This is a genomic window from Microbacterium esteraromaticum, assembly GCF_014084045.1.
GTDB classification, from domain to species: domain Bacteria; phylum Actinomycetota; class Actinomycetes; order Actinomycetales; family Microbacteriaceae; genus Microbacterium; species Microbacterium esteraromaticum_D.
The window spans coordinates 1,232,258-1,257,352 of record NZ_CP043732.1; the positions used below are offsets into that span (position 1 = coordinate 1,232,258).

22 protein-coding genes are annotated in these 25,095 nt (G+C 69.9%); 2 read left to right on the plus strand and 20 right to left on the minus strand.

All coding sequences use genetic code 11. The features are described from left to right. Positions 1-101 precede the first annotated feature (101 nt). The 4 genes from FVO59_RS05940 to argG all read right to left on the minus strand — a co-directional run bounded on the left by FVO59_RS05940 (position 102) and on the right by argG (position 7,463). The gene (locus tag FVO59_RS05940) at positions 102-2,285 is read right to left on the minus strand and encodes a YhgE/Pip domain-containing protein (RefSeq protein ID WP_259363468.1); all 2,184 of its coding nucleotides are present in this window, start codon (positions 2,283-2,285) and stop codon (positions 102-104) included. Next, positions 2,282-5,260, minus strand: a complete 2,979-nt coding sequence (locus FVO59_RS05945; protein WP_220465701.1) for a YhgE/Pip domain-containing protein — start codon at positions 5,258-5,260, stop codon at positions 2,282-2,284. The genes FVO59_RS05940 and FVO59_RS05945 overlap by 4 nt, the downstream gene beginning before the upstream one ends. Then, a complete protein-coding gene (locus FVO59_RS05950) occupies positions 5,257-5,883 on the minus strand; it encodes a TetR/AcrR family transcriptional regulator (protein ID WP_182255651.1) in 627 nt (208 codons plus the stop codon). Before FVO59_RS05950 ends, FVO59_RS05945 begins: the two co-directional genes overlap by 4 nt. A 149-nt stretch (positions 5,884-6,032) precedes the next feature. Beyond that, positions 6,033-7,463 carry an argininosuccinate synthase gene (gene argG / locus FVO59_RS05955; RefSeq protein WP_182255653.1) on the minus strand — a complete coding sequence of 477 codons (1,431 nt, stop codon included), beginning with the start codon at positions 7,461-7,463 and terminating at the stop codon, positions 6,033-6,035. 73 nt (positions 7,464-7,536) lie between these two features. On the opposite strand from argG, the gene FVO59_RS05960 reads away from it, so the two are divergent. Next, entirely contained in the window at positions 7,537-8,244 is a 708-nt protein-coding gene (locus FVO59_RS05960; RefSeq protein ID WP_182255655.1) for a ZIP family metal transporter, read from the plus strand. A gap of 255 nt (positions 8,245-8,499) precedes the next feature. On the opposite strand, the gene FVO59_RS05965 is transcribed toward FVO59_RS05960, so the two are convergent. Then, entirely contained in the window at positions 8,500-9,423 is a 924-nt protein-coding gene (locus tag FVO59_RS05965) for an N-acetylglucosamine kinase (RefSeq protein ID WP_182255657.1), read from the minus strand. Positions 9,424-9,577: 154 nt separating this feature from the next. Between FVO59_RS05965 and FVO59_RS05970 the strand changes: the two genes are divergently transcribed. After that, complete coding sequence (locus FVO59_RS05970) at positions 9,578-11,107, plus strand: FAD-dependent oxidoreductase (protein WP_259363469.1); 1,530 nt, start codon at positions 9,578-9,580, stop codon at positions 11,105-11,107. Between the two features lie 681 nt (positions 11,108-11,788). On the opposite strand, the gene FVO59_RS05975 is transcribed toward FVO59_RS05970, so the two are convergent. From FVO59_RS05975 to FVO59_RS06045, 15 genes are all read right to left on the minus strand, one after another. After that, positions 11,789-12,379 (minus strand): TetR/AcrR family transcriptional regulator, encoded by a 591-nt coding sequence (locus tag FVO59_RS05975; RefSeq protein WP_182255661.1) that lies wholly within the window; start codon positions 12,377-12,379, stop codon positions 11,789-11,791. A gap of 2 nt (positions 12,380-12,381) precedes the next feature. Beyond that, positions 12,382-12,939, minus strand: coding sequence for a hypothetical protein (locus tag FVO59_RS05980; RefSeq protein WP_182255663.1), 558 nt, complete (start codon positions 12,937-12,939; stop codon positions 12,382-12,384). A 498-nt stretch (positions 12,940-13,437) separates the two neighbouring features. Continuing rightward, positions 13,438-14,595, minus strand: a complete 1,158-nt coding sequence (locus FVO59_RS05985) for a hypothetical protein (RefSeq protein WP_259363470.1) — start codon at positions 14,593-14,595, stop codon at positions 13,438-13,440. Further along, positions 14,543-15,322, minus strand: coding sequence for a hypothetical protein (locus FVO59_RS05990; protein ID WP_182255665.1), 780 nt, complete (start codon positions 15,320-15,322; stop codon positions 14,543-14,545). The genes FVO59_RS05985 and FVO59_RS05990 overlap by 53 nt, the downstream gene beginning before the upstream one ends. Then, complete coding sequence (locus FVO59_RS05995) at positions 15,319-16,317, minus strand: vWA domain-containing protein (protein WP_182255667.1); 999 nt, start codon at positions 16,315-16,317, stop codon at positions 15,319-15,321. Before FVO59_RS05995 ends, FVO59_RS05990 begins: the two co-directional genes overlap by 4 nt. Beyond that, positions 16,314-17,180 (minus strand): VWA domain-containing protein, encoded by an 867-nt coding sequence (locus FVO59_RS06000; protein WP_182255669.1) that lies wholly within the window; start codon positions 17,178-17,180, stop codon positions 16,314-16,316. Before FVO59_RS06000 ends, FVO59_RS05995 begins: the two co-directional genes overlap by 4 nt. Beyond that, positions 17,171-17,659 carry a hypothetical protein gene (locus FVO59_RS06005; RefSeq protein WP_182255671.1) on the minus strand — a complete coding sequence of 163 codons (489 nt, stop codon included), beginning with the start codon at positions 17,657-17,659 and terminating at the stop codon, positions 17,171-17,173. Before FVO59_RS06005 ends, FVO59_RS06000 begins: the two co-directional genes overlap by 10 nt. Further along, positions 17,646-18,536 (minus strand): DUF58 domain-containing protein, encoded by an 891-nt coding sequence (locus tag FVO59_RS06010; RefSeq protein ID WP_182255673.1) that lies wholly within the window; start codon positions 18,534-18,536, stop codon positions 17,646-17,648. The genes FVO59_RS06005 and FVO59_RS06010 overlap by 14 nt, the downstream gene beginning before the upstream one ends. A 5-nt stretch (positions 18,537-18,541) precedes the next feature. Further along, positions 18,542-19,609 carry an AAA family ATPase gene (locus tag FVO59_RS06015; protein WP_182255675.1) on the minus strand — a complete coding sequence of 356 codons (1,068 nt, stop codon included), beginning with the start codon at positions 19,607-19,609 and terminating at the stop codon, positions 18,542-18,544. Positions 19,610-19,719: 110 nt separating this feature from the next. After that, positions 19,720-20,310, minus strand: a complete 591-nt coding sequence (locus tag FVO59_RS06020; RefSeq protein ID WP_182255677.1) for a hypothetical protein — start codon at positions 20,308-20,310, stop codon at positions 19,720-19,722. Positions 20,311-20,459: 149 nt separating this feature from the next. Next, complete coding sequence (locus FVO59_RS06025; RefSeq protein ID WP_182255679.1) at positions 20,460-21,380, minus strand: proline iminopeptidase-family hydrolase; 921 nt, start codon at positions 21,378-21,380, stop codon at positions 20,460-20,462. Positions 21,381-21,405: 25 nt separating this feature from the next. Then, positions 21,406-22,215: an alpha/beta fold hydrolase gene (locus FVO59_RS06030; protein WP_182255681.1), complete on the minus strand. Its 810-nt coding sequence runs from the start codon at positions 22,213-22,215 to the stop codon at positions 21,406-21,408. After that, positions 22,212-23,564 (minus strand): aminotransferase class I/II-fold pyridoxal phosphate-dependent enzyme, encoded by a 1,353-nt coding sequence (locus tag FVO59_RS06035; protein ID WP_182255683.1) that lies wholly within the window; start codon positions 23,562-23,564, stop codon positions 22,212-22,214. Before FVO59_RS06035 ends, FVO59_RS06030 begins: the two co-directional genes overlap by 4 nt. Next, positions 23,561-24,409, minus strand: coding sequence for a carbon-nitrogen hydrolase family protein (locus FVO59_RS06040; RefSeq protein ID WP_182255685.1), 849 nt, complete (start codon positions 24,407-24,409; stop codon positions 23,561-23,563). Before FVO59_RS06040 ends, FVO59_RS06035 begins: the two co-directional genes overlap by 4 nt. After that, entirely contained in the window at positions 24,406-25,077 is a 672-nt protein-coding gene (locus FVO59_RS06045) for an RraA family protein (RefSeq protein ID WP_220465702.1), read from the minus strand. Before FVO59_RS06045 ends, FVO59_RS06040 begins: the two co-directional genes overlap by 4 nt. Positions 25,078-25,095 lie beyond the last annotated feature (18 nt).

A 25,095-nucleotide genomic window follows, 5' to 3' on the forward strand; every position in this document is an offset into this window, starting at 1 on the left:
CGGAGATTCCTCACGGGTAGGTGGGACTGCGTATCACGAAGTCCGGGTGCGCGTCTCGGGAAAGCGCGTGCCCTGGCATCCTACCCACTCGCCGACGGCGTTCACATGAGCTTCGTCGACTTCAGCGCGGCCAGCATCCGCTGGTTGCTGCGGATGAACGGCCGTCGAAGAACCAGTCCGAGCAGCAGCGCCGGCACCGAGAAGGCAGCCAGCCAGCCCAGCGACACCCAGTAGTCGCCCTGATGCATCCCCGCGATCGCCGAACGCATCGCGTTCACGGCGTGTGTCGCAGGCAGGAGAGGGCTGATGCTCTGGAACCAGTGCGGCAGCACCTGCAGCGGATACGCCCCGCCCGACCCGGAGATCTGAATCACCAGCAGCAGCACCGCGAGCGCCTTGCCCGCGTTGCCGAAGGTGACGACGAACGTGTAGATGATCAGCGTGAACACCAGGCCCGCGACCCAACCGGCGAGGACGAGCAGGAACGGATGCTGCGGCTGCACCTGCGTGAAGAAGACGCTGCCGAGGCACACGAGAGAGCTCTGCAGGAATGCGACGAGCGCGAAGATGCCGAACCGCCCCAGGTACGTCTCGGTGGGGGAGAGGTCGGGAAGACCGGTGGAGCCGTCGCGGGGCGGGTCGACGCGGATCGCCACTGAGGTGAGGAGCGCGCCCACCCACAGCGCGAGCACCGTGTACAGGGGGGTCATGGCGGCGCCGAAGCTGACGACCGAGTACACCGGAACACGGGTGAGCTCGACGGGTTCGGCGAGCTGCGAGGCGAGGGCCCGCGGGTCGGTGCCGATCAGCTCGGTCAGCTCGCTGAGATCGCCGGTGTCGATCGCTGTCGTCAGTGCTGCGCTGAGCTCGGCGAAGCGGTCTGCGGTGTCGGTGAGCGATGCAGAGATGCCGGTCGTCAGCTTCTGGGCATCGGCCAGTGCCGAGCCGGTCGACGACGAGCCGGTGAGCGACCCCGCGGCAGAAGACAGATCCCCTGCGACCCCGTCGATGCCGCCGCTGATGCTCGAAAGGGTCGACGCGAGGGAGTCGAGCTTGGGCTGCAGGCTGTCGGAGTACGAGCGTCTGGCGTCGTCGACGGCGGCCTTGGCCTGGGCGGCGAGCGTCTTGATCTCGTCGCGAGTCGCCTGACTCGACGCATTCGCGTCGGTCACCTGCGATGCCGCCTGGTCCAGGCGGTCCTGCAGCGCCTGCTGGCGCGCGATGGCGGCGTCGATGCGCGAGACCGAGGCGTCGAACGCGTCGAGCAGGCTCTCGGGCAGCACGGGGCGCACGTCGTTCACGAGTCCGTCGCGAAGGTTCTGCTGCTGGTCGATCTGCACCTGCACCCGGTCGGCGAGGGCGCCGATGGTGCCGGCGGCGCTGGCCGACTGCGAGCCCATCGCGGCATACACGTCGTCGATGCTGTCCGAGACCCCCTGGTAGCTGGCGGAGGTCTGCGTCAAGGCGTCGCCGAGCGCCGCAGTCGATGACGACAGCACCTTCTTCAGCGACGCCGCGGCGTCCTCTCCGCCGCCGAACGCTCCTCGGGCGTCGCGCAGGGCGTCGCCTGATCCGCTGATGAGCCCCGAGGCGCTGTCGACCAGGGGCCTGCTCGACGCGATCAGCGAGCTGAACATGTCGGCGGTCGAGGCCCCGGCGCGCAGCTGGGCGCCGACCGAGTCGACGCGGGCCTGCAGCTTCGAGAGGGCGACCTGGGTGTCGGCGTCGTCGAGGTAGTCCGAGAGCGACGTGACGATATTCATGCCCGCTTCGCCGAGGGTCTCCGTGAACACCTCGTTGATGCTCGTCGACACCTCGCTCGCGCCCTGCCCCGTGACCTTCGGCGCGAGCGCGTTCTTCTTCTCATTGAGGTAGTAGTCGATGCGAGTGCGGTCGGCTCCGCTCGTGTAGAAGGTCATCATGTCGGCGCTGAACGTCGGCGGCAGCACGATAGCGGCGTAGTACTCGCCCGAGCGGGTGCCGTCGACGGCGTCGTCTTCAGAGGTGATGACCCAGTTGAGGTCGTCGTTGGCGCGCAGCGCCGATACGACCTGCTCACCGACGTTGAGCCGGATGGGCACGAGGTCGCTCTGGTACCCGTCGTCGGTGTTCGCGACGGCGACGGTCAGGTTGCGGGTGTTGTCGAACGGGTTCCAGCTCGCGATGACGTTGAACCAGGTGAACAGCGACGGGATGACGACGAGCCCGAACAGCACGATGACGGCCATGACGCTGCTGGTCGCGCGGCGGATGTCGTGCCGCATGACGGCGAGGATGCTGCTCACTTCTCGTCCTCCTTCTCGTGCGTCTTGTCGGTGTCGGTCCCTGTGGCTGGATCGGGTGCAGGGCCGGGTTCCGGATGCCCTGATTCGGCGTCGATGGACTCGGCCGCGGTCTCGGTGGTGGCTTCCGCAGCGTCATCCTCAGCAGGGTGCGCCGCGGAGGCATCCATGTCCGGCACCTGCGCGGCGTCTTCGGCGAACAGCTCGTCGAAGACGACGGTGTCGTCATCCGGGTCGGCCGTCGTCCCGGCAACCTGGGCCGGATCCGCAGGCATGCCGTCCACGGCATCCGGATGATCCAGCGCGGCGGTGCGAGCCGTGACCGGACCCGACGGATCGGCGGCCGAGACGCCGCCCGCAGCGGCGGAGGCGGAGGTCGCGGCGCCCACGGACGCGGCCGCGCCGGCGAGCAGTTCGCCCTTCCCGGAGTTCTCGACCGACAGCGCACGGCGCAGTTCGGCGTCCGGCATCTCGCCGACCTCTGCGGCCTGCTCGATGCTCTGTCTGATGTACTCCAGCGTGACCACGAAGCCGATGAGCAGCAGGCACCAGAGGGCTGCGAGGCCGAGCACGACCGCCTTCGCGTCGGGAATCAGCCACCCGCACAGCGCGAGCACCACGATCCCCGCAGCCCCGACGAGCAGAGTGAGGCGCAGGCGCGTCCTGTAGTGCTCGCCGAAGCGCTGGGCGCGCTGAGCGACATCGGCACGGAACCCGTCTCCGTCGGTGAGTGCGCGGATGATCTCGGGGGTGCGCCGGCGTCCTGTGATCTGCACGTCTTCGCTGATCATCAACCCGGTCTCGGCGAGGCGCCGGTTGAACAGCAGCGCGAAGCTGCCGAGCCGGCCGCGGAGGAACAGCCCGAGCAGCCAGGCCAGAGTGACGAAGAGCGCCAGCGTGCCCATGAAGCGCCACCAGTGCAGGCCGTAGAAGCCGCTGATGGTCTCGCGCATGGCGTCGATGCCGTAGGTGAACGGCAGGAACGGGTACAGGCCGCGGAAGAAGGCGGGCATCATCTCGATCGGATAGAGCCCGGAGGCGCCGGGGATCTGGAAGATGACCAGCAGGATGCACAGGCCCTTGCCGACGATGCCGAAGCACACCGACAGGGCGTAGATGATGCTGAGGTAGGCGAGGCCGATGAGCACGCCGGTGCCGACGTATGCGAACGCGTTCGCGGTCTGCACGCCGATCACGAGGTTTCCGACGCAGACCAGCACGGCCTGGAACACGGCGATCGTCGCGAAAAGCAGCCAGCGACCGATGTACGCCTGCCGCACGGTGATGCCCTCGACGCCCTCTGTGTCGACCTCGACCCGCATGATCACCATCAGCACGAAGGCGCCGATCCACAGCGAGAGGTTGGTGAACAGGGCCGCCATGGCCGAGCCGTACGCGGCCGTCGGGAACATCGCATTCGTGCTCACCTCGACCGGGGATGCCATGAAGCGCGCGATCTCGTCGGGCTCGAGGCCGCTGACGGTGCTGAGCCTGTTCCAGATGTCCGCCGACCCGAGCGCGAGCACATCGGTGCGCACGGTGCCCAGGCCGTTCTCTGCGGCGGCCAGGTTGCCGTCGAGCGCGGCGAGGGCATCGGAGGTGCCGGCGAGCTGGGTCTTCAGGCCGGCGAGCAGGCCCTGCGCCTGCGCGACCTGGGTGCGCTGAGCGCCCAGGGCCGACGAGAACGCGTCGGCGCTGGCCGACAGCTGCGACATCGCGCGGTTCAGCTGCGGCACGCTCGTGGTGAGCGCGTCGCGGATGGCTGTGGCCGATTCGGCGGCCTGTGAGACAGCACTGCTGACGCTGTCCGCAGCGCCGGTGACTGCGGTGATCGTGCTCGAGACGTCGTCGTTGAGCTGCGTCAGCTGCGTGAGGACTCGCTGGTCGGCCGTGTTGCGCTCCTTCAGGGCGTCGATCGCGACGCCGAGCCGCTGCGCGGCCTCGGATCCGGGCTGCGTGTCATCGAGAACGGCCTGCAGCTCGTCGAGAGCGTCGGCGTTCGTCTCGATCACAGCGGTCAGGTCGTCGACCGTGGTGCCGACCGCCACGTTCGCCTGCTGGAGTCCTGCGGCGAGTGTCGCGATCGAGCCGTTCATCCTGGCGGCGGCATCCGCGATGAGGGTCGACCCCGAGACGTAGGCCGAGGTGACGCTGTCGGTGAGGGTCAGCAGCTCCTGCTGCGCCTCTGCCGCGATCCTCTGCGCCTCGGCGACGGCTCCCTGCACCTCTCCGAGCGTGCGATCCACGGTGTCGAGGGTGCCGGATGCCCGGTCGATGCCGTTTCCGGCATCATCGAGTCCCGTCCGCAGCTCGGTGAGTCGGACGCGCGCGGATGAGATCTTCGCCGTCGCATCGTCGAGAGCGCTGACCGTGGAGTCGCGGGCGTCGCCGAGGCGGTCCTCGGCATCCAGGCCTGCCTTCCGCAGCTGCTCGCTGACGGCCTCGGCCACGGTCGACACGAACGTGCTGTTGATCTGGTTGTCGAGCGTCGAGGCGCCCACATCGGTGATCTTCGGGGCGATCGCGTTCGCCTTCTCGTTGACGTAGTACGTCAGCTCAGGACGTGTGAAATCGCCGGTGGTGATGCTGAGGAAGTCACGGCTGAAGTCGGGCGGGATGATGATGGCGGCGTAGCTGCTGCCGCTGCGCACGGCGTCCATGGCCTCGTCCTCGTCGACGAAGGTCCATCCCAGCTTGTCGTTCTGCTTCAGCTGGCCGACGAGCTCGCCTCCGATGTCGATGCGACCGGTGAGCTCCGATGACGCGCCCTCGTCCTGATCGACGATCGCGACGCTGACCTGCTGGGTGTTCGAGTACGGATCCCAGAACGCGACGATGTTGAACCAGGCGTACAGCGACGGGGTGACGATGACGCCGATGATGATGATCCACGCCTTGCTGACGCGCGCCAGCCGGCCGAGGTCGCGGCGGTACACGCTCCAGGCGTTCGGCCTGCCCGGCGTGGGTTCTGCGCTCACGCGGGCACGTCCGTGATGTCGGGGTGCGCGCTGAGCAGGTCGTCGGCCTCGCGCCATGAGAGACCGGCGATGCTGAGCACGGTGCGCACGGCGAGGTTCGCGGCGCCGCTGCTGGTGGCATCCGTGCCGGCGACCACGGTGCGGGCGACCACGGTGCGGGCGACCTCTTCGATCAGGCGCGAGAGGGTGGGCGCGGCGAGGTCGGCGCGGAAGCTGCCGTCATCCTGTCCCCGCTGGACGAGCTGCGAGACGGCGCGGCGCAGCGGGGCGAGGGCGTCGGCGGTGTGCTCGACATGGGCCTCGTCGAGGGCGAGTGCTGCGATGAACTGCACGTGGGCGGCCTCCTGCCACAGGCGCGCGGCGAGCCGCGCCAGTGCGATGCGCGCGTCGGGGTCGGTGACCGATTCGGCGATCGCGTTGAAGCGCTGCGCACCGGTGACGATCAGCTCGCGGATCAGCGCGTCGCGGTCGTCGAAGTGGCCGTACAGCGTGCGGCGGCTCAGTCCGGCGCTGCGGGCGATGACGTCGACGCTGGCGTGGGGGTCGATCGCGAGGGTGCTGCGCGCGGCGTCGAGGATGCCGGCGCGGTTGGCGCGCGCGTCGGAGCGAGGTGGGCGAGGCATGCCTCAAGGATACTTATGTTGCACATGGCTGTGCAACATAATCGGCGAACTCTCAGGTCCGGGTGCGTTCGCTGCCAGCGCCCACGCGCGCCGATGCCACGCAAAGGAGGGCGGATGCCGAAGCATCCGCCCTCCTTCGAACGGGGGGATCAGTCGGCGCCGAAGTCGAACGCGCCGCCCTCCGAGGCCAGATCGACCGCCTCGGCGAGCTGCTCGTCGTCGGTCTCGGACGCCGAGATCTCGGCCGCGCCGCCCGCAGTGACCTTGCCGACGAGTTCGCCGGTGGCACCGCCGACGAGACCGAGGCCCGCGTACTGCTCGAGACGCGAGCGGGAGTCGGCGATGTCGAGGTTGCGCATCGTGAGCTGGCCGATGCGGTCGACCGGGCCGAAGGCAGCGTCGCCGACGCGCTCCATCGAGAGCTTCTCGGGGCCGTACGAGAGGTTCGGCGAGACGGTGTCGAGGATCGTCCAGTCGTCGCCGCGGCGCAGGCGGATCGTGACCGTGCCCGAGATGGTCAGGCCCACCCAGCGCTGGATCGACTCGCGCAGCATCAGCGACTGCGGCTCGAGCCAGCGCCCCTCGTACATCAGGCGGCCCAGGCGGCGGCCCTGCTCGTGATAGGTCGCCAGGGTGTCTTCGTTCAGGATGCCGTTGACCAGGCGCTCGTAGGCGATGAACAGCAGCGCCATGCCCGGCGCCTCGTAGATGCCGCGCGACTTCGCCTCGATGATGCGGTTCTCGATCTGGTCGCTCATCCCGAGTCCGTGGCGGCCGCCGATCGTGTTGGCCTCCATGACCAGGGCGACCGGGTCGCTGAACTCGGCGCCGTTGATGGCGACCGGACGGCCGCCCTCGAACGTGATCGTGACGTCCTCGGTCTCGATCTCGACCGACGGGTCCCAGAACCTCACGCCCATGATCGGGTCGACCGTCTCGAGCGACACGTTCAGATGCTCGAGGGTCTTCGCCTCGTGCGTGGCGCCCCAGATGTTGGCATCCGTCGAATAGGCCTTCTCGGCCGAGTCGCGGTACGGGAAGCCGCGCTCGACGAGCCACTCGCTCATCTCCTGCCGCCCGCCGAGCTCGGTGACGAAGTCGGCGTCGAGCCACGGCTTGTAGATCCGAAGGCGCGGGTTGGCGAGCAGGCCGTAGCGGTAGAACCGCTCGATGTCGTTGCCCTTGTAGGTCGATCCGTCGCCCCAGATGTCGACGCCGTCCTCGCGCATCGCGCGCACCAGCAGCGTGCCTGTGACGGCGCGGCCCAGGGGAGTGGTGTTGAAGTACGTCTTGCCGCCGGAGCGGATGTGGAAGGCGCCGCACGACAGGGCGACGAAGCCCTCTTCGACGAGCGCGGTCTTGGCATCCACCAGTCGCGACGCCTCGGCGCCGTACTCCAGCGCCCGGCCGGGGATCGACGCGATGTCGCTCTCGTCGTACTGCCCCAGGTCGCCGGTGTAGGTGAAGGGCACGGCGCCCTTCTCGCGCATCCATGCGACGGCGACGGAGGTGTCGAGCCCTCCGGAGAAAGCGATGCCGACCTTTTCGCCGACGGGGAGGGACTGGAGCACCTTGGACATGGGGTCAAGTCTATCGGCGTGCGGCGTGTCGCCCCGGTCGGGAGACGCCGGGCACCCGAGTAGCGTGTGCGACATGGGTCAGGCGGTGCTGTGGGGTGCGGTGGCGGCGTCTCCGCTGCTCGTCGGAGCGCTGCTCGCCCTGGTGCGGACGTGGCCGGATCGGCTGCTCGGCATCATCCTCGGGTTCGGTGCGGGTGCGCTGATGGCATCCATCGCCTTCGAACTGTGGGAGCAGGGCGTCGCCCTCGCCGGCCACGGACCGCTCGTCGCAGGCGTGGCGGCGGGAGCGCTCTGCTACTACGTCGCCGCGCGGATCCTCGATGCGCGGCAGGAGAAGACGAAGCGGGATGCCGGTGGCGGGTCGCTCGCCGTCGGAGCGCTGCTCGACGGCATCCCCGAGCAGCTCGTGCTGGGCATCGGACTCGCCGCTGGCGAGGGCGTGGGCGTGGCCCTGGTGGTCGCGATCGTCGTGTCGAATCTGCCCGAGTCGATCGGCTCGGCATCCGACCTGCTCCGCACCGGGATGCGCCGCGGGCGCGTCGTGCTGCTGTGGGCCGGTGTCGCGGTGCTCTGCGCGCTCGCCACCGTGGCCGGGTTCGCCCTGGCATCCGTCGTCGGCGACGGGTTCCGCGCCGCGGCCAACGGCTTCGCAGCGGGAGCCCTGCTGGTGATGCTCGTCGACTCGATGGTTCCCGAGGCGCAGCAGAAGGCCAAGGAGGCGACGGGTCTCGCGACCGTCATCGGCTTCGCGTTCGCGGCCTGGCTCGCGCTCGCCGCCTGAGCCGGGCGTTCGGGAGGAGAACGCACGCACCGGAGGAGCGCTGGGCGCATCGGGTCCTCCCGAGCGCGCCTTCTCCTCCCGAGCGTGCGAGCCGTGTGGAGTCTGGGTGCCGGGTGTGCGGTACGACGGTGCGAGCTTCAGGCTGCGGGTTCGGGAGGAGAACGCACGCACCGGAGGAGCGCTGGGCGCATCGGGTCCTCCCGAGCGCGCCTTCTCCTCCCGAGCGTGCGAGCCGAAGCGAGGAGACGACCAGGGTCAGCGGGTGCGCTCGGCGAAGCGCTCGCGCAGCGGATGCCCGGCACCGAGGCGCGCGAGGGCGACGGCCCCGTCGAGGCCCGTTCCCGCGGGAGGGACGAACCGGGCATCCGGACGCTCGGCGCGCACGGCGTTCTCGAACGCGGTGCGGATGAGCTCTGAGCCGAACACCCCGCCGATCGCGCCGATCGCGGCGTCGGCGGGTGCCTCGGTGACGCGCAGGGCCGCGAGCACCGCGGCCGCCAGCTCCGCGGCCGCCTCGCGGCAGATGCGGATCGCGACCGGGTCGCCGGATGCCGCATGGGCGGCCGTCGGTGCCGCGAACGACGCCACCGTGCGCACGCGGTCCTCCGACGCCTGCAGGGGGACGTAGGCGGTCTCGAGGTCGGGCCAGCGCTCCTGCATCACCGCGGTCAGAGACGTCGCCGGTCCGCGTCCGTCATGAGCGCGCATCACGGCATCCAGAGTCTCCCTGCCGATCCAGTACCCGCTGCCCGCGTCGCCCATGATGTAGCCCCAGCCGTCGACGCGCGTCGAATGCACGGGGCCGACACCGAGTGTCACCACTCCGGTGCCGGCGGCCACCACCGCACCCTGCTGATCGCCGAGCACCCCGAGGAACGACGTGACCGAATCGTGGGTCACCACCAGCCGCTGCACGCCGGCGAGATCGGGGCGCTGCATCAGGGCATCCGCCTCTGCCTCGGCGGAGGTGAGGCCTGACACTCCCACGGTCACGGTGTGCGGAACCTCGCCGGTGGCTCGTGCGATCTCGGCGACGACGGCGGCGAGCTGCGGCGACAGCGGTCGATTGGTGAACACCGCGGGCAGCAGCCGGTCGCTGGCGGATCCGTCTGCCGCGACCAGGCGGGTCTTGATGCCGGTCTGGCCGCCGTCGATGGCGAGAAGCGTCTGCTCAGACACGTTCGGAGTCCTCTCGATCTGATCGCGCCGCGCGACCAGATGCCAGCGTAGGACACCGGCGCCCTTCGTCGTGACGAAGATGTCAAGGCCCCTTCGCCGGGCAGAGGATCACGATGTACTGGTGGCCCACTCGCCCCCAGCGAAGGAGACACCCGTGACGTCCCTCTGGCTCGACGACCAGCGTGAGCGCATCGCCTCCGACACCTTCGAACCGGGCGCGCGGTACGACGCCGTGGTCGCCGGGGCCGGCATCACAGGACTCACCACGGCGCTTCTGCTCGCCCGCGCAGGCCTCTCGGTGGCCGTGCTCGAGGCGCGTTTCGTGGGTGCCGTGTCGACGGGTCACACGACCGCGAAGCTGAGCCTGCTGCAGGGCACCGTGCTCTCGGGCATCCTGTCCCGCGGGTCGAGCCATGTGCTCAAGGCGTACGTCGAGGGCAACCGCGAGGGTCAGGCGTGGCTGCTGCGCTACCTCGACGAGCACGGCGTCGAGGTGCAGCGACGCGACGCGTTCACCTACGCCTCGACGCCGGACGGCGTGAAGAGGCTGGATGCCGAGTACGAGGCGTGCCGCAAGGCCGGTCTCGATGTCGAGCGCCTGCACACCCTCGACCTGCCGTTCGAGACGCACGGCGGCCTGCGCCTGCGCGACCAGGCCCAGTTCCAGCCGATGGACGTGCTGGCCGCGCTCGCCGCCGATCTGCGCGAGCGCGGTGGCGTGATCATCGAGGGCGCCAGGGTGAAAGACGTCGAGACGGGTGAGCCGAGCAAGGTCACCACCTCGCTCGGGGACGTGCGGGCGGGCACGGTGGTGCTGGCCACGGGCATCCCGATCCTCGATCGCGGTCTGTACTTCGCCAAGGTGAAGCCGCTGCGCTCATATGCGCAGGCGTACCGGGTGCCGGGGCAGCTGCCCCAGGGGATGTACCTCTCGATCGATTCGCCGAGCCGGTCGCTGCGCACGGCGCCGACCGGACAGGAGGAGCTGCTGGTGGTCGGCGGCAACGGCCACGTCGTCGGCAGGGAGGACGACACGCAGCGTCTCGTCGACGACCTGGAGCAGTGGACGAAGAAGCACTTCCCGGGTGCTGAGCGCACCCACGCCTGGTCGGCGCAGGACTACCGGTCGATGAACCTCGTGCCGTTCGTCGGGTGGATGCCCCGCACGGGCAAGCACGTGACACTCGCGACCGGCTACAACAAGTGGGGCATGACCAACGGGGTCGCCGCGGCACTGAGCATGACCGCCGACATCCTCGACGGGAACATCTCGTGGGCGAAGACGCTGCATCACCGCGTCACGCTGCCGAAGGACGTCGCGAACAGTGTCGTCGCGAACGCTCAGGTGGCTGGCGAGCTGGCATCGGGGTGGGTCGGAAGTCTGCACCCGCTGCCCGACGAGCCTCCGGGCGAGGGCGAGGGCGTGGTCGGCGCGGAGGACAAGGAGCCCGCCGCGGTCTCGACCGTCGACGGGGTCACATGCAGGATGTCGGCGGTCTGCACGCACCTGGGCGGCATCGTGTCGTGGAACAGTGCAGAGCGCTCGTGGGACTGCCCGCTGCACGGTTCTCGCTTCGCCGCCGACGGCACTCTGCTGGAAGGCCCTGCGGTCGAGGACCTCAAGCCCATCGATGAGCCAGAGCTGCCCGGCGACGAGCACGTGCCCGTGGAGGAGCTGCCGTAGGTCGATCGCGTGGTTTTCCGGGGGTGTTCGGGGGTTGTCCGGGAGTGTTTGGGGGTTGTCCGTCGCTGTCGGCCGCCCCGACGCCCGAGATCCGGCAGGTGCGCCGGGATCCGGATGCCTGCGGCCAAAGTGTCCGGATCTGGGTCGGTCTGCCGGATTTCAGGGCGGTGACGGCGGCACCGGTGCGCCTCGTGGTCCCATGGTGCGGCGACTGCGAGCAAGCGCCGGGCGCCTGAGATCCGGCAGGTGTGCCGGAATCCGGATGCCTGTGGTCGAAGCATCCGGATCTGGGTCAGTCTGCCGGATTTCGGGGCCGTGACGGCGGCACGAGTGCGCCTCGTGGTCCGGCGGTGCGGCGACTGCGAGCAAGCGCCGGGCGCCTGAGATCCGGCAGGTGCGCTGAGATCCGGATGCCTGTGGTCGAAGCATCCGGATCTGGGTCGGTCTGCCGGATCTCAGGGCGGTGGCGGCAGCCAGGTCACGCGTCGGCGAGTCCGTTCACCGGGCGCCTCGTAGCCCGGCGGTGAGGCGACCGACCGCGAGCGCCGGGCGTCTGAGATCCGGAAAGTGTGCCCAGATCCGGATGCCTGTGGCCGAAGCATCCGGATCTCGGGCGGGCGGCCGGATCTCGGCGACCGGATGCCCGTACGCGGCTGACCCGATGCCGCGAGCGGCGTCGGGTCAGCGGTTCCCCGCCAGTTCATCCAGGTGTCGCCCGAGGGTCTCCAGCATCTGCTCGGCGGCCTGCGGATGCCCTCTCCAGAGCCCGTGCATCGCGATGCCGTCGATCAGCGCACGCAGTCGTCTGGCCTCGTAGGCGGGATCGCGCCGCTGGCCGAGCCGCCCCGCGGCGGCGAGGATCTCGATGGCGGCAGCGCATGCCCTGTCGACGGCGGCGCTCAGGGCGATGGCGGCGGGTCGCAGCTCATCGTCGGTGAGGGCGAGCACGCCGAGCTGAACCTGGGCGAGCAGCTCCGCGCGCCGAACGGCATCGAGGGGCAGAAGCTGCGCGAGCAGGGCGTCGGCCAGTGGCCGGCCGGTGACGTCGAGTGCCAGGATTCTGCTCGTGACGCGCTGTTCGATGAGTTCGAGACAGTAGACGCGCAGCGCATGCTGGGTGGGGAACGCGCGCCGCAGCGACGCGGCGGCGATGCCCGCCTCGGCCGCGACACCGCGCACCGAGAGCCCGGCGAGTCCGTCGCGCTCGAGCACGCGCACGGCGGCGGCGGCGATCTGCTCGGTGCGCTCGTCGGCGTCGATTCTTCGCGGCATGGTCAGGATTCTGGCACGACGCTCGCGGGGGGAGCGGATGCCGGCTTCGGCCACACCGTGTAGCTGAGGGCCCAGATGAGGTCGATGGCGAGAATGATCCCGAGCGTGCCGAAACAGTTCGAGAGGGCTGCCGTGCGCTCCGCATCGCCGACGAGCAGGATGATCGCACCGAGGATCGCGGCGGCGATGCTCATCGCGATGCCGGTGAGCAGGGCGTCGCGCCAGCATTTCGTCGTGTAGCGGGCGCCGGTGAGGCGCTCGGGTGCGGGTCCACCGGCGAATCGGTGACGGAACCGGGTGTCGGCCCAGGCGATCATGCGCTTTCCGTAGGCGACCGAGACGCCGATGTAGATCGCCGCGAGTCCGTGCTGCCATGAGGCGGTGCCGCCGCCCAGCAGATCGATCGCGACGAGCGCGAGCAGGATCACGTCGATCACAGGAGCGAGAACGAGAAGTGCGGCGCCGAGGCCGGGTCGCCGTAGCAGGTACCGCGTGGCGAGTCCCGCGACGATCGCCACCCAGAATGCCACCTCGCAGATCACGATCGCCGTCAGGATCATGGCGCCTCCCCCGTTTGTTAGTACGAGTGTACTCAAACGCGGCGTCATGGAACAGATTCGATGGAATGTCGGTGCTCCGGCAGCCTCTCCCGGGCGCCCGAGATCCGGCAGGTGTGCCGAGGTCCGGATGCCTGTGGCTGAAGCATCCGGATGTGGGTCGGTCCTCCGGATCTGGGGGCGTTGCCGGACCGGGCGACCGAGGTCCGGCGGGCCCTCCGAGATCCGGATGCCTGTGGCTGAAGCATCCGGATGTGGGGCGGTCCTCCGGATCTGGGGGAGGCGCTGGACCGGGCGCCCGAGATCCGGCGGGTCTGCCGAGATCCGGATGCCTGTGGTCAACGCATCCGGATCCGGGTCGGTCTGCCGGATTTCAGGGCGGCGCCGGGCCGGGCGCCCGGGATCCGGCAGGTCTGCCGACATCCGGATGCCCGTGGTCGAAGCATCCGCATCTCGGGCGGTCCGCCGGGTCTCGGGCACCGAATGGCGGACAGCTGCGGGTCAGAACCCCGGGTACTCCTGCAGCCGCTGCTCGAACTCGGCGCGGTCGCCCTCGGGGAGCACGCGGCGGGCGAAGACCACGAGCTGGATGCCCTCGAGGGGCTCCCCGGTCTGCTTCGCGAGCGCTTCGCGCTGGGTGCGGAACTCTCCGGTCGGGTCGTTCGACAGGTCATAGGCGTACGCATAGAAGCGCAGCGGGCCGGGATAGGTGCCGCTGTAGTACTCCCAGGTGTGCTGTCGTGACGGCTCGGTCGACCCGTACAGCTTCGCGACCATGTCGGGAGAGATGCCCGCATCCACCTCGTTCAGCGGATAGAGCTCGCTCATGGCGCGTTCGAGAAGCACTTCGTCGATCGTCTGCATGACCTCGCGCTTGCGATCGTCGTCCTGCACCGGCTGCGCGGTCGTCCACGTGGTGGACGTGTACCTGCGCAGCATCGACTCGCCACCGTATCCGTTGCGCTCGGGGCTCACGTCCTGCGAGCCGCTCTGCACCCAGGTGTAGCCGAAGCGCTGGCTGACGCGCTCGCGGACGGCGGCCATCAGCGCGTCGCCCTCGGACTGCACGCCTTCCAGCGAGGGCCCGGCCAGGGCATCCTGAGGCGAGAAGTCCTTCACGCCCGGGTACGCCTCCTCGTGCCGCTGCCGCTCCGACTTCGTGCCGTCGTACGCCTGCGTCGCCGCCGACCGCAGGGCTCCCATCGCACCGACGGTCGCGACGTTGAAGACGAGCGAGACGGCGAGGGCGATCGCGCCGAGCATCCGGCCGCGAGCGGTGAGCATCGCCGCCACGATCAGCCCGGCGATCGTCAGCTGCAGCACGAGCATCGTCACGCCGTAGACGGCATCGGTGCCGCCGGCGAGCATGAGCAGCAGCAGGATCAGCGCGAAGATCGCCGTCGCCGAGATGGCGGCCAGGCCCAGCGCGTTGACGCCCTTCCTCTCACCGCCGTCGTCCGGTGCGGTGTAGGTGATTCCGGATGCCTGGGGCAGGCCGGCCGCGGCATCCAGCCCTCCTCGCGTGCGGGCGGCACCCGCGTAGCCACCGGGCGGGGGAGCGGCGGGGCGCCCTCCGCCCCGCCGACGTATCTGCTGCGCTGACGATCTACCACGGCTTGTCCGTTCCGCCGCCGCCTGAACCGTCGTCGCCCTGGCCACCGCCGAGCTGATCCTCGCGCTCCTGTGCGCCCTGGTTCAGTCGGTCTTCGATGTCGTCGAGCTTGTCCTGCGGGGTCTCGGACTGCTCGCCCTCGCCCTGCTCGGGCTGCTCCGGCTGCTCGGGCGGCGGCTGCTGGCTCTGGCGCTGCTTCTCCTGCTGACGCTGCTGGTTCTCGTCGAGCGTGTCGCTCATGTCGCGATCCGGCTGCGGCGACTGCCGCTGCGCCTCGTCGCTGCTGCACTCCTCTGGTGTCTCGACGGTGATCTCGAGCGCCTCGCCGTACAGCTCGGCGGCCTTCGCCGCATCGCCGTCGGCCTGCGCGGCATCCCCCTGGCGCTCGACGACGAGCGAGAGATTGATCAGCACGGGGCAGACCTCGAGCCCCTGCGCGAGGGGAACCGCCCGCTCGAGCTCGGAACGAGCCGCGTCGAGCTGCTCCGCCCCGGCGAGAGCGGTGCCGATGTTGTACGGAGCCCTGACCTGCTCGAACCAGTTGAGCACGTCCTGCCCGCGCGCGGCCGACTCCGACTCGGCGTACGCACCAGACACGAACGAGCTGATCGACGTATGCGCGAACGCGTACATGCTGAGCAGTTTCACGACGAGCAGCAGCGCGGCGAGCGTGAGAGGCAGGGTTGCGATCGAGACCCAGCGCCGGATGCTGCGGCGCCGGCGGTTCACGGCCAGCAGAGCCGCCGCGGCATCGGCGTGCGTGGGGGAGGTCATGAGGCGGCTCCCTTCGCGCGCGAGGTCGTGGTCGACTGCCCGCGCAGCCGCACGATCGACATCGTCGCGAGCGTCACCTCGACGGCGAGAAGGGCGACCAGCGCGAGAGCGGCGATCCAGTACAGCTCGATGACGTTGCCCACCTCGCCCGATGCCGAGTAGTCGGTGGTGCTGGTGGGCGCCTCCGGCAGCTCGATCGCGGCATCCGCCGTCCGCAGGAGGTACTCGACGCCCAGCTGCTCCGACACCTGCCGAAGGTTGTCCTCGTCGATCACCGACATGGCGGGACCGCCCTGGTACTCGATGTAGCCGCCGGCCTCCGCCCCCGCGCCCGTGGTCTTCCGCATCGGGCCGCCGTCGGTCGTGCCGTAGCCGAGCACGGCGCCGCCGTCGATGAACTTCGCGCTCGACGCGAACGACTCCGGTTCGCGCGAGGCGGTCTGCTCTCCGTCGCCCAGGTAGAACACCATGCGACCGCGCTCCGGCGATGCCTCGGCCGCCGCCGAGAGGGTGTCGGCCAGCATCCGGTTCGCGGTGCCGATCGACGATCCCCGCGACTGATCCGTGACCTCGGGACGCATCACGTCGAGCGACGACATGAGCGCTGTGGCATCGGTGGTCAGCGGCAGGCGCAGCTGCGCCGCCGCGTCGAAGCTGATCAGCGCGAAACGAGCGCCGGGGTACTCGTCGACGATCGCCTGCACGTCGCCGCGCACGCCGTCGATGCGGGGCCGGTCGCCTGCCCAGTCCTCGGCCACGATGCTCGCGGTGGTGTCGACGACGATCACGACATCGGTGTCGGTCGCGAGGGTCTGCGAGGTGCCCCCGGGGATGCCGGGACGAAGCAGCATCGCGAACACGACGACGATCATCCCGAGGCGAAGCGCCCAGATTCCGCGCGAGGGGCCGCGCACCAGCGCGCGGGACACGAAGAAGGCCGGCACCGCGCACAGCAGCGCCAGCAGGAGGGGATGCAGGACGGGCTGGAGGATCATGCGCGCCCCTTTCCCGCATCCCGGGCGCTGCCCGCGTCGCGCACCCGTCCCGTATCGCGTACTCGTCCCGTATCGCGTACTCGTCCCTTATCGCGTACGAAGATGAGCAGGACGATGAAGCCGAGCACGGCGACGAGCATCAGTGCGATCCAGAGGTCCGGGCTGTCGACGAGCACCACCTGCGCCTGCCCCTTGAGCGCCGTCGCCTCCTGCTTCTGGATCTCGGAGATGATGTCGCCCACCGTCGTCGTGTCGCGCAGCGCGTACGACTGTCCTCCCGTGAGCGCGGCCGCCTCCGAGAGCTGCGCGCTGACCTTCGCATCCTTTCCCTGCACGGGGTTGAGCGCGAAGACACGCACGCTCTTCGACTTCGCGTACTGCGCGGCCTCCTCGATCGTGAGGATCGAGGCGCCTGCCAGCTCGTTGTCGGTGGCGAGGATGACCGAACGGCTGCGCTCGTCGTCCTCATGGTCGAAGCGCATGGTGCAGGCGGCGAGACCGTCGCCGATCAGCGAGGCACCGGGTCCGTTGAGCGTGCCGACCCAGTGCTCGGGGGTCTCGTCGTCGTAGTCGAAGCTGCCGCGCACGTTCTGCAGCTGCTCGCGCACGAACCTGTAGTCGTCGGTGAGCGGGAAGACCTGCACCGGCGAGCTGTTGAAGATCGTGAGTCCGATCCGCTCGCCCTCGAAGCCCTTCAGCAGCTCTTCGAAGACGCTGAGCACCTCGACGTCGACCTCCGACATCGATCCCGACACGTCGAGGCAGAGCATGATGTCGCGGCTGCCGAGCAGCACCCCGACCACGATCGCCGCGGCCAGTGCGCCGAGGGCGACGAGCAGCATCCACCACATGCTCAGTGCCATGTCGTGACCACCTTCCGGGCGGCCTCGGCACCGTAGATCGGATCGATCGCGGGTCCGCGCTGGAAGATGCTCGGGTAGTAGTGCCGGCGGATCGCGTCGATGAGCGCAGGGTCGACGCCGCGAGTGACCAGATCGTCGAGCGACAGCACCGGCGCCTCGAGTCCGGAGTACTCGTTGACGAAGGCCCGCACGCTGCGGCTGAGCTCGAGGTTGGCTTGCCGCGGCGAGATATTCCCGGATCGGTATGCATCTTCGATGTGCTGCACGTCGGCGAGGTACTCGCCGCGCAGCTGATCGAGGAAGGCGGCAGCCGGGGGTGTGAAGGTCGTCTCGCCGGCGAGGTGGATGCTGCGCTTCGGCCGGGTGAGGACGATCAGCAGCCAGGCCGCAGCGGCGAGCAGCAGCAGGATGCCGATCGCCAGCGCGATCCAGCCCCATCCGTACTGCGCGGGCGGGTAGAGCTCGTCAGGAGCGGGCATGCGACCTCCTGTTGAGCATGGTCAGCAGCGTCGGCACGGCCGCGGTCTGCGCGCCGAACTCGGCGTGCGTGATCTCGAGGCGCCGCAGTGCGGCATCGCGTCGGGCGGTGTGCGCGGCTTCATCGGCTTCGAGCTCGGCCATCACCTCCGCGTCGCCGTGCACGAAGTCGGGGATCGCCCACCCGCTGTCGACATCGCGACGGTGGGTGCCGCCGGACCCGGGACGGACCACGGGGTCGGCGTCGCGGACGGTCAGCCACAGCACGTCGTGCTGCACCGTGAGCCGCCGCAGCAGCGGCTCGGTCTCCGACGTCATCGGCGCCTCGTCGGTGATGAGGACGACGATCATCCGGCGGGCGACGTTGCGCGCGGTGTAGCGGAGCAGGGCGTCCCGCTCGCCCGCATCGGTGCTCGAGTCGATGGCTGCGCTGACCGTGCGAAGGGCGTGCTCGAGCGCGCCCTCGCTGCTGCCCGTCGCCAGCCGGCGCACGCGGGCGCTGTCTCCGTAGACCACCGAGAAGTCGTCTCCGTGCCGCACGGTGAGGTAGCCGAGGGCGCCTGTGAGCAGCACCACGAGGTCGCGCTTGCTCCGCTCGTCTTCGGCGAGGGCTTTCATGCCGCGACCGGAATCCACGAGGAAGAGCACGGTGTGCTTGCGCGTCGCCTTCGTGCGCTTGATGAGCGGTTCCCCGTGCCGCGCGGTGGCGCGCCAGTCGATGTCGCGCACCTGATCGCCGAACTCGTACGGGCGCAGATCCTCGAAGTCGAGGCTGCGTCCGCGCAGCAGCGATGCGTATGCGCCGTCCAGCGCGTGCATCGACTTCTGCGACGAGCGGATGAAGAGCTTGCTCTTCACCTGGGTGATCAGACTTGCCATGGGGTCTACGGGGTCGGCACCGACGCGAAGATCTGGTCGATGATGTCTTCGCTGCGCACGCCCTCTGCCTCGGCCTCGAAGGTCAGCAGCACCCGGTGGCGCAGCACAAGGTGGCGGAGCGAGCGGACGTCCTCCGGCAGCACGTGAGTGCGCCCGTTCAGCAGCGCCAGCGCACGCGACGCCTGCAGGAACGCGATGCTCGCACGCGGGCTCGCGCCGTACTTGATGAACCGGGCGCGCTCCTCCCCGATGTACGGCGCAGGGTTGCGGGTCACGTACGCCAGCTGAACGATGTAGTTGCGGATCGCGGGGTCGATGTGCACGCGCGACGCGATGTCCTGCAGGTCGTGCACGTCGTCGAGGCCGATCGCCCCTGGTACGTGCCGGTCGGGGTCGAGCGCACCGGAGTCGATGCGGTTGAGGATCTCGAACTCCTCGGCGGGGCTCGGGTACTCGACGATCGCCTTGAGCAGGAAGCGGTCCATCTGCGCCTCGGGCAGCTCGTACGTGCCCTCCTGCTCGATGGGGTTCTGCGTCGCGATGACGAGGAACGGGCGGGGGAGCGGGTGCACCTCGCCGCCGATCGTGGTCTGGCGCTCCTGCATCGCCTCGAGCATCGCCGACTGGGTCTTCGCGCTCGAGCGGTTGATCTCGTCGAGCAGCACGAAGTTGGCGTGCACAGGGCCGAGCACCGTGCGGAAGCTGCCGGTGGCGGCGTCGTAGATCTGGCTGCCGGTGATGTCGCTCGGCAGCAGGTCGGGGGTGCACTGGATGCGCTTGAAGCTGGCCTTGACGGTGTCGGCGAGTGTGCTCGCGGCGGTCGTCTTCGCGAGCCCTGGCACCGACTCGAGCAGGATGTGACCGCCGGCGATCAGCGCGACGAGCAGGCTCATGCGAAGGCGATCCTGCCCGACCATCTTCGTGGCGTACGAGTCGGAGATGACCTTCAGGATGCGCTGTGCACGAGCGAGGTCGTCATTCGACAGCGGAGCCGTCGACTCCCCCGGTATCGCCGGTGCCGGCGGAGGGGGTGGCGCCGACGAGGTCGTTGCGGGAATCGGGAACTCGGACATCTCTCACTCCTCGTGCGCTCGGGGGCCCGTCGACCGAGAACCCCCGGTCAAGGGTAACCGCCCAGCCCGTGCCCGAGAGGATGGGCGGATGCCCCGCACGATCGCGCGGGTCAGCGGCTGAGCGACAGCTCGTCGCCCGACAGCAGGTCGATGCCGAGCAGGTCCACCGCGTACCCGGCTGTGCGCTCGACGAAGGCCAGGACCGAGCCCGGCTTCGCGTGAGGCGGCGGGTCTGCGCGCCCGCGCTCGCCCGGCCCGCGACCGCGGTCGCCATTGCCGCCGGGGTGCGAGGGCTCTGGGCTGGGTGCGGGCGCCGGAGGCGGGCTCGGCGACTGCTCCTCCGTGACCACCGGAGATGACGGAGGCTGCGGCTGCGGCTGCGGCTGCGGCTCAGCCGGAGCCACCGGCGGCACCGTGGGGTCGGGGTCGTCGCGATCGACGGGGCGGACGATGCCGCCGACGCCCTCGCCTCCGATGGACGCCACGGTGAGGTCGTGCTTCTCGACCGGCCGCGACTCGCGGACCTCGGGGTCCGGCATCGCGAGTCCGGCGACCAGCGCGCCCGCGCCGATCAGGGCGATGGCGGCGAAGCCGGCGATCAGGCGGCCTGCCCGCGCCGCGGGGGCGCCTGCAGCGGGGACGGCACTGCGCGCGGTGCGCACGTCGCGACGCAGCGGCGGCGCCGATGCGTCTTCGCTCACCCGAGAACCCCCGAAATCACATGGTCGGCCGTCGCCGCTCATCGTTCCAGTATGCCTTCCTCGCCCGCCGCGTCGAGTGGGCGGCCGCCGCTCGCGCGATGGCCGCTGCTCAGTCGGGCCGACCGGCGGATCGGGTGAGGCGCAGCGGATCAGGTTGGCCGGACGGATGCCTGATCGCGCGCGAGGAACGCTGCCACGACAGACATGTACGCCTCTCGCTCCTCCCAGTGCGGCATGTGGCTGGACTGCTCGAAGCGGTGGTGAGTGACGTCGGGGATGCCGGTCAGGAAGGGTTCGATCGTCTCGTCTGTGGCTTCATCGTGGCGCCCGTTGATGACGAGCGTCGGAACCGAGACCAGCGGAAGCCGACTCTCGACGGTCCATTCGCGAAGCGAGCCGATCACATGGAACTCGGTCGGGCCGTTCATCGCCCGGTACACCGTCGGATCCCGATCGAGCCACGCGAACGTCGCAGCCACCTCGGGCGGATGGGGGACGACGCGGCAGACATGACGCGCATAGAAGATGTCGCTCGCGGCGAGGTACTCATCGCTCTCGATCGTCCCTGCAGCCTCGTGCTGCTCGAGCACCGATCGCACGTCCTCCGGGAGCTCCGCCCGAAGCGCGGCGGCGGCGGCGCGCCATCGCGGCATCGACGCCGGCGAGTTCGCGATCACCAGCCGGCGAAGGCCTCGCGGACGCCGCACGGCGTGCTCGGCTGCGAGCATCCCGCCCCACGACTGCCCGAGCAGGTCGTACTCGTCGGTGAAGCCGAGGCCGTCGAGGAGCATGTCGAGTTCATCGAGGAAGAGCCCCACCGTCCAATGCTCGGGCGGAAGGTCCGGATGATGCGACGAGCGGCCGTTGCCGATCTGGTCGTAGAAGACGACCGGCCGCCCCGGCCGCACCAGGTCGGTCAGGCTCAGCAGATAGTCGTGCGTGCAGCCAGGACCGCCGTGCAGCACGACGAGCGGTGTTCCGGGCTCGGAGGAGGAGGTCTCGGTGTCCTCGGCCAGCCAATACGCCGTCTCTCCGTTCACGCGACGGAGACGCCCCTCTGTGATCTTCATGAATCGATTCCTCTCCGCTCCGCTCTCATGGGTGCGACTCCCCCGGGTCGGTGTCCCCGATACCCGTGAGGTGGCCGTCGAAGAACGACTGGATCGCGGGGGCGAACGGAGCGAACTCGTGGCCCACCCCTTCGAGGACCCGGTGCTCGACGTCGACGCCGTGCGCACGCCAGTCATCCGCGAGCGCCTGCAGGCGCTCGCCGCGCGTCACTCCGGCATCGTTGGCCCCCTCCACCCAGCGGGAATCCTGATGCCGGATGCGGATGACCTGCCGGTCGTCGTCGTCGCCGCCGACCAGTGCCTGCACGGGGGTCGAGCAGAGCGCCGCGAGATCGACGGGGCGTCCGAGCGCCTGCTGCGCATCGGCGACGCCCGCCCACCAGCGCCTGCCGTTGCCGAGCAGCGTGACGTTGCCTGGCGCGACCATGCTCAGTGCGGCGACCCGCTCCGGGTGGCGCAGCGTGAAGCGATGCGCGAACTGGGCGCCGCCCGAGAACCCGAGAAGCAGGAAGGGGCCGGTGGGCGTCGAAGTCTCGTCGGCGGCTTCGGCGAGCATAGACAGCAGCGCCTGGTCGAAGGCGTATCCGTCGGTGCGCAGAGACTTGTACCCGTCGCCGTCCCCGCGGACGGGGACGCCGACGGGGAAGAGCGGCGCGAAGAGCGCGACGCGGCGGAGCTCGGCCCAGCCGCGCAGCTGGCGCACCATGCCGACGGGGTCTCTGTCGCTGCCGTGGACCACGACGGCCCATCCGAGGGCATCGGTCGGGACGACCGCGCACCATGCCAGGCGGTCGGCGGAGAGGCTCGCGCGCAGCGGCAGGAATCGAGATGTCACGAGTCCTCCACGCGACCGGCGGCCGCGGCGATGAGCTCGGCGAGGCGCGGGGCGGCGTCGACGGGAAGGCGCGAGGTCGCCACGCGGATGTGCGGACCGGCCGCACCGGCGAACGACGAGGCTCCCCGCATGACGAGGATGCCGAGGCCGGACAGCTCTTCGGCGGCCGCGGATTCGCTGATGACCGGGACCCAGACGCAGAACCCGTCCTCCGTGGCGATCGGGATCCCTCGGGCGCGCAGCTGTGCGGTGAGCGCGGTGAGCCGCATCGCGTAGGTCGATCGAGCAGCTGACAGCGAGGCGGCCGTCGTCGGATCCTCCAGCATCCAGGCGAGGGCTGCCTGCAGGATCCGCGAGGTCCACTGTCGGGTGAGGCGGATCTGGGCGTGCGCATTGCGGATGACGTTCTCAGGAGCGCCGATGACGGCGAGCCGGAGGTCGGGCCCGTACGACTTCTCGTAGGAGCGGATGATCACGGTGTGATCCGGTGCGTGTTCGGCGAAGGAATGGTGACGGCCGCGGGCCAGGTCGCCGAGATCGTCGTACTCCATGATCAGCGGGTGATGGGGCCCGCGGATCATCCCCGCCAGCGCGGCGATCCGCTCGCGAGAGGAGGCGAGCCCCGTTGGCACCTGCGCACGCGGCTGGAAGAAGATCGCCGCGGGCCGCGTCGCGAGCGCGTCCCGGAAGGCACGCGGGTCGAGCCCGTCGACGCCGTACGGTATCGGGACGATCGTGAGGCCGAGTTCCACCATGAGGCTCAGCAGCTGAGGCTGGGTGGGCGACTCGACGAGGATGCGGTCGCCGGGAACCGAGATCGACTGGAGCACCGACCACACGGCGTCCGCACCTCCGTTGGCGACCGCGAACGCCTCCGAGCGGGTCGGCCAGCTCGGCTCGATGGCGCGCTGCAGAGCGGGAAGGATCGCCGAGTCGTAGTACTCGTTGAGGTTCTTCTGGTGGGCCGCTCCCACGAGGGCCTGGTCGAGGGCGGGGAGCAGCTCGCCATCGGGGTAGAGGAGGCGCAGATCGTTCACCCCCGGCACCGTGGCGTACATCTCCAGACCGCGGATGAGTCCGGTTGCGCTCGCCACCTTGACGCCGGCCTTTCCCGTGCCGGTGAGCAGGCCTCGCTTCTTGAGCAGTCCCCATGCGGTCGAGATGGTGGAGGGGCTCACCCGCAGCTCGCCCGCGAGCACACGCACGGGTGGCAGCACCTCGCCGAGAGAGAGCTCGCCGCTGCGCACCAGGGCCGCGACGTGCGATGCGATCCCGCGCGCCGACACATCGGGTATCTGCGTTGCATCCACCCACGCCGGAACAGCAGCGCTCTGGTCGCCCTCGGTCATCGGGCGGCCTCCTCCACACGGGCAAGGCCGGCGGAGCGGGGTGTGGCGTCGATGCGGAAACGTCTCTGCTGGAGCATCGGGAAGGTCTCGCGGGTCCGGTCGAGTCTCGCGGTCGACACCCGTGAGAGCACCAGCCCCTCATCCGTGCCCGCCGCGGCTTCTGCGATGCCGTCCGGACCGACGATCGTCGTTCGGCCGATGCGGTTTCCCCCCGTCTGCGAGGCACCGGCGATGTAGACGGTGTTCTCGATCGCTCGCGCTCGGCAGAACGTGTTCCAGTGCAGCTCCTTCATCGGCCCCCGCACCCAGGAGGTCGGGACCACGATGACGTCCGCTCCGCGATCGGACAGCAGACGCGAGAGCTCTGGGAACCTGATGTCGTAGCAGGTCATCATCCCGATGCTGAACCCGTCGACGTCGAACGTCGCGACGGGGCCGTCGCCCGGTGTGACGGTGTCCGACTCGCGGAAGCCCGCCGCGTCGTACAGGTGCAGCTTGCGGTAGGCGGACAGCACTCTGCCGCCGTCCAGCGCGACGAGCGTGTTGTACGGACGGCCCGCCGGCCCCGGCTCCATCACGCCCGCGACCACCGTGATGCCGGCGCGGGCGGCTGCGGCCGCGAGCCCGGGGACGAAGCCGAGGTCGAGGGGCTCCGCGATCGGGCGGACTGCGGGGTCGTCGGAGCGGCTCGATGCCGACTCAGGGAAGACCAGGAGTCGCACGCCGGCGCGCGCTGCGGTCTCGACGTACGCGACAGCGCGCTCGAGGTTCTCCTGGGGATCGAGGACCGAGCGCATCTGGACGCAGCCGACGACGAGGTCGGCGCTGCTGCGCAGAGGAATCATGCGCCGCCTCCGCGGAAGAGTGCCGACGCTCCGGTGAGGGCTCCGAGCGGCGTCCCGTTTCGGACCGACTCCCGTAGCGAGAGGATCACCGGATCGGCGTCCAGCTCTGTGATCCGGCGGACGATCTCCTCGGCTTCGGCGCGCGGGATCACGCACAGACCGTCGGAATCGCCGAAGACGATGTCGCCAGGCATGACGACGACTCCGCCGACCGCGACGGGAACGTTGATGCGGCCTTCCAGCCCGAGGATCCTCGTCGTCAGCGAGCCCGGGCCCCGTGAGAACACGGGGAAGCCGAGGTCGATGATCTCGTCGACATCATTCGTCCGACCGTTCGAGACCGCTGCGATCGCCCCAGCGTCGAGGGCGATGCCTGCGAGAGTCCCCCCGAAGCTGGAGCGGTCGTCGTCTCCGGACTGATCGATGACGAGCACGTCACCGGGGCGGATGTGCCGGAGTGCTTCGTGGACGGCCGTCGAATCCGCGTGCGGGATCTGCACGGTCAGAGCGGGACCGGCGAAGGCAGGGCTCGCCCCGATGGGCACGAGCCCGCGCACGAACCCGAAATCCGTCAGATGGCCGAGCGTGGCCGTCGATGAGCTGAGGAGCCGGGCGATCATCGCCGGATCGACGGCGGTCGACGCTGCGCCGAGGCGGAACGCGCTCATGCCGAGACCTCCGCGGGG

Excerpts from the sequence above, each read along its gene's own strand:
- argG (WP_182255653.1), bottom strand. The coding sequence starts at position 7,463 with ATGTCCAAGGTGCTCCAGTCCCTCCCCGTCGGCGAAAAGGTCGGCATC.
- FVO59_RS06045 (WP_220465702.1), bottom strand. The coding sequence starts at position 25,077 with ATGAGCGCGTTCCGCCTCGGCGCAGCGTCGACCGCCGTCGATCCGGCG.
- FVO59_RS05980 (WP_182255663.1), bottom strand. The coding sequence starts at position 12,939 with ATGATCCTGACGGCGATCGTGATCTGCGAGGTGGCATTCTGGGTGGCG.
- FVO59_RS06015 (WP_182255675.1), bottom strand. The coding sequence starts at position 19,609 with ATGTCCGAGTTCCCGATTCCCGCAACGACCTCGTCGGCGCCACCCCCT.
- FVO59_RS06040 (WP_182255685.1), bottom strand. The coding sequence starts at position 24,409 with ATGATTCCTCTGCGCAGCAGCGCCGACCTCGTCGTCGGCTGCGTCCAG.
- FVO59_RS05975 (WP_182255661.1), bottom strand. The coding sequence starts at position 12,379 with ATGCCGCGAAGAATCGACGCCGACGAGCGCACCGAGCAGATCGCCGCC.
- FVO59_RS05960 (WP_182255655.1), top strand. The coding sequence starts at position 7,537 with ATGGGTCAGGCGGTGCTGTGGGGTGCGGTGGCGGCGTCTCCGCTGCTC.
- FVO59_RS06005 (WP_182255671.1), bottom strand. The coding sequence starts at position 17,659 with ATGCCCGCTCCTGACGAGCTCTACCCGCCCGCGCAGTACGGATGGGGC.
- FVO59_RS05995 (WP_182255667.1), bottom strand. The coding sequence starts at position 16,317 with ATGATCCTCCAGCCCGTCCTGCATCCCCTCCTGCTGGCGCTGCTGTGC.
- FVO59_RS06000 (WP_182255669.1), bottom strand. The coding sequence starts at position 17,180 with ATGGCACTGAGCATGTGGTGGATGCTGCTCGTCGCCCTCGGCGCACTG.
- FVO59_RS06035 (WP_182255683.1), bottom strand. The coding sequence starts at position 23,564 with ATGACCGAGGGCGACCAGAGCGCTGCTGTTCCGGCGTGGGTGGATGCA.
- FVO59_RS05990 (WP_182255665.1), bottom strand. The coding sequence starts at position 15,322 with ATGACCTCCCCCACGCACGCCGATGCCGCGGCGGCTCTGCTGGCCGTG.
- FVO59_RS06010 (WP_182255673.1), bottom strand. The coding sequence starts at position 18,536 with ATGGCAAGTCTGATCACCCAGGTGAAGAGCAAGCTCTTCATCCGCTCG.
- FVO59_RS06025 (WP_182255679.1), bottom strand. The coding sequence starts at position 21,380 with ATGAAGATCACAGAGGGGCGTCTCCGTCGCGTGAACGGAGAGACGGCG.
- FVO59_RS05950 (WP_182255651.1), bottom strand. The coding sequence starts at position 5,883 with ATGCCTCGCCCACCTCGCTCCGACGCGCGCGCCAACCGCGCCGGCATC.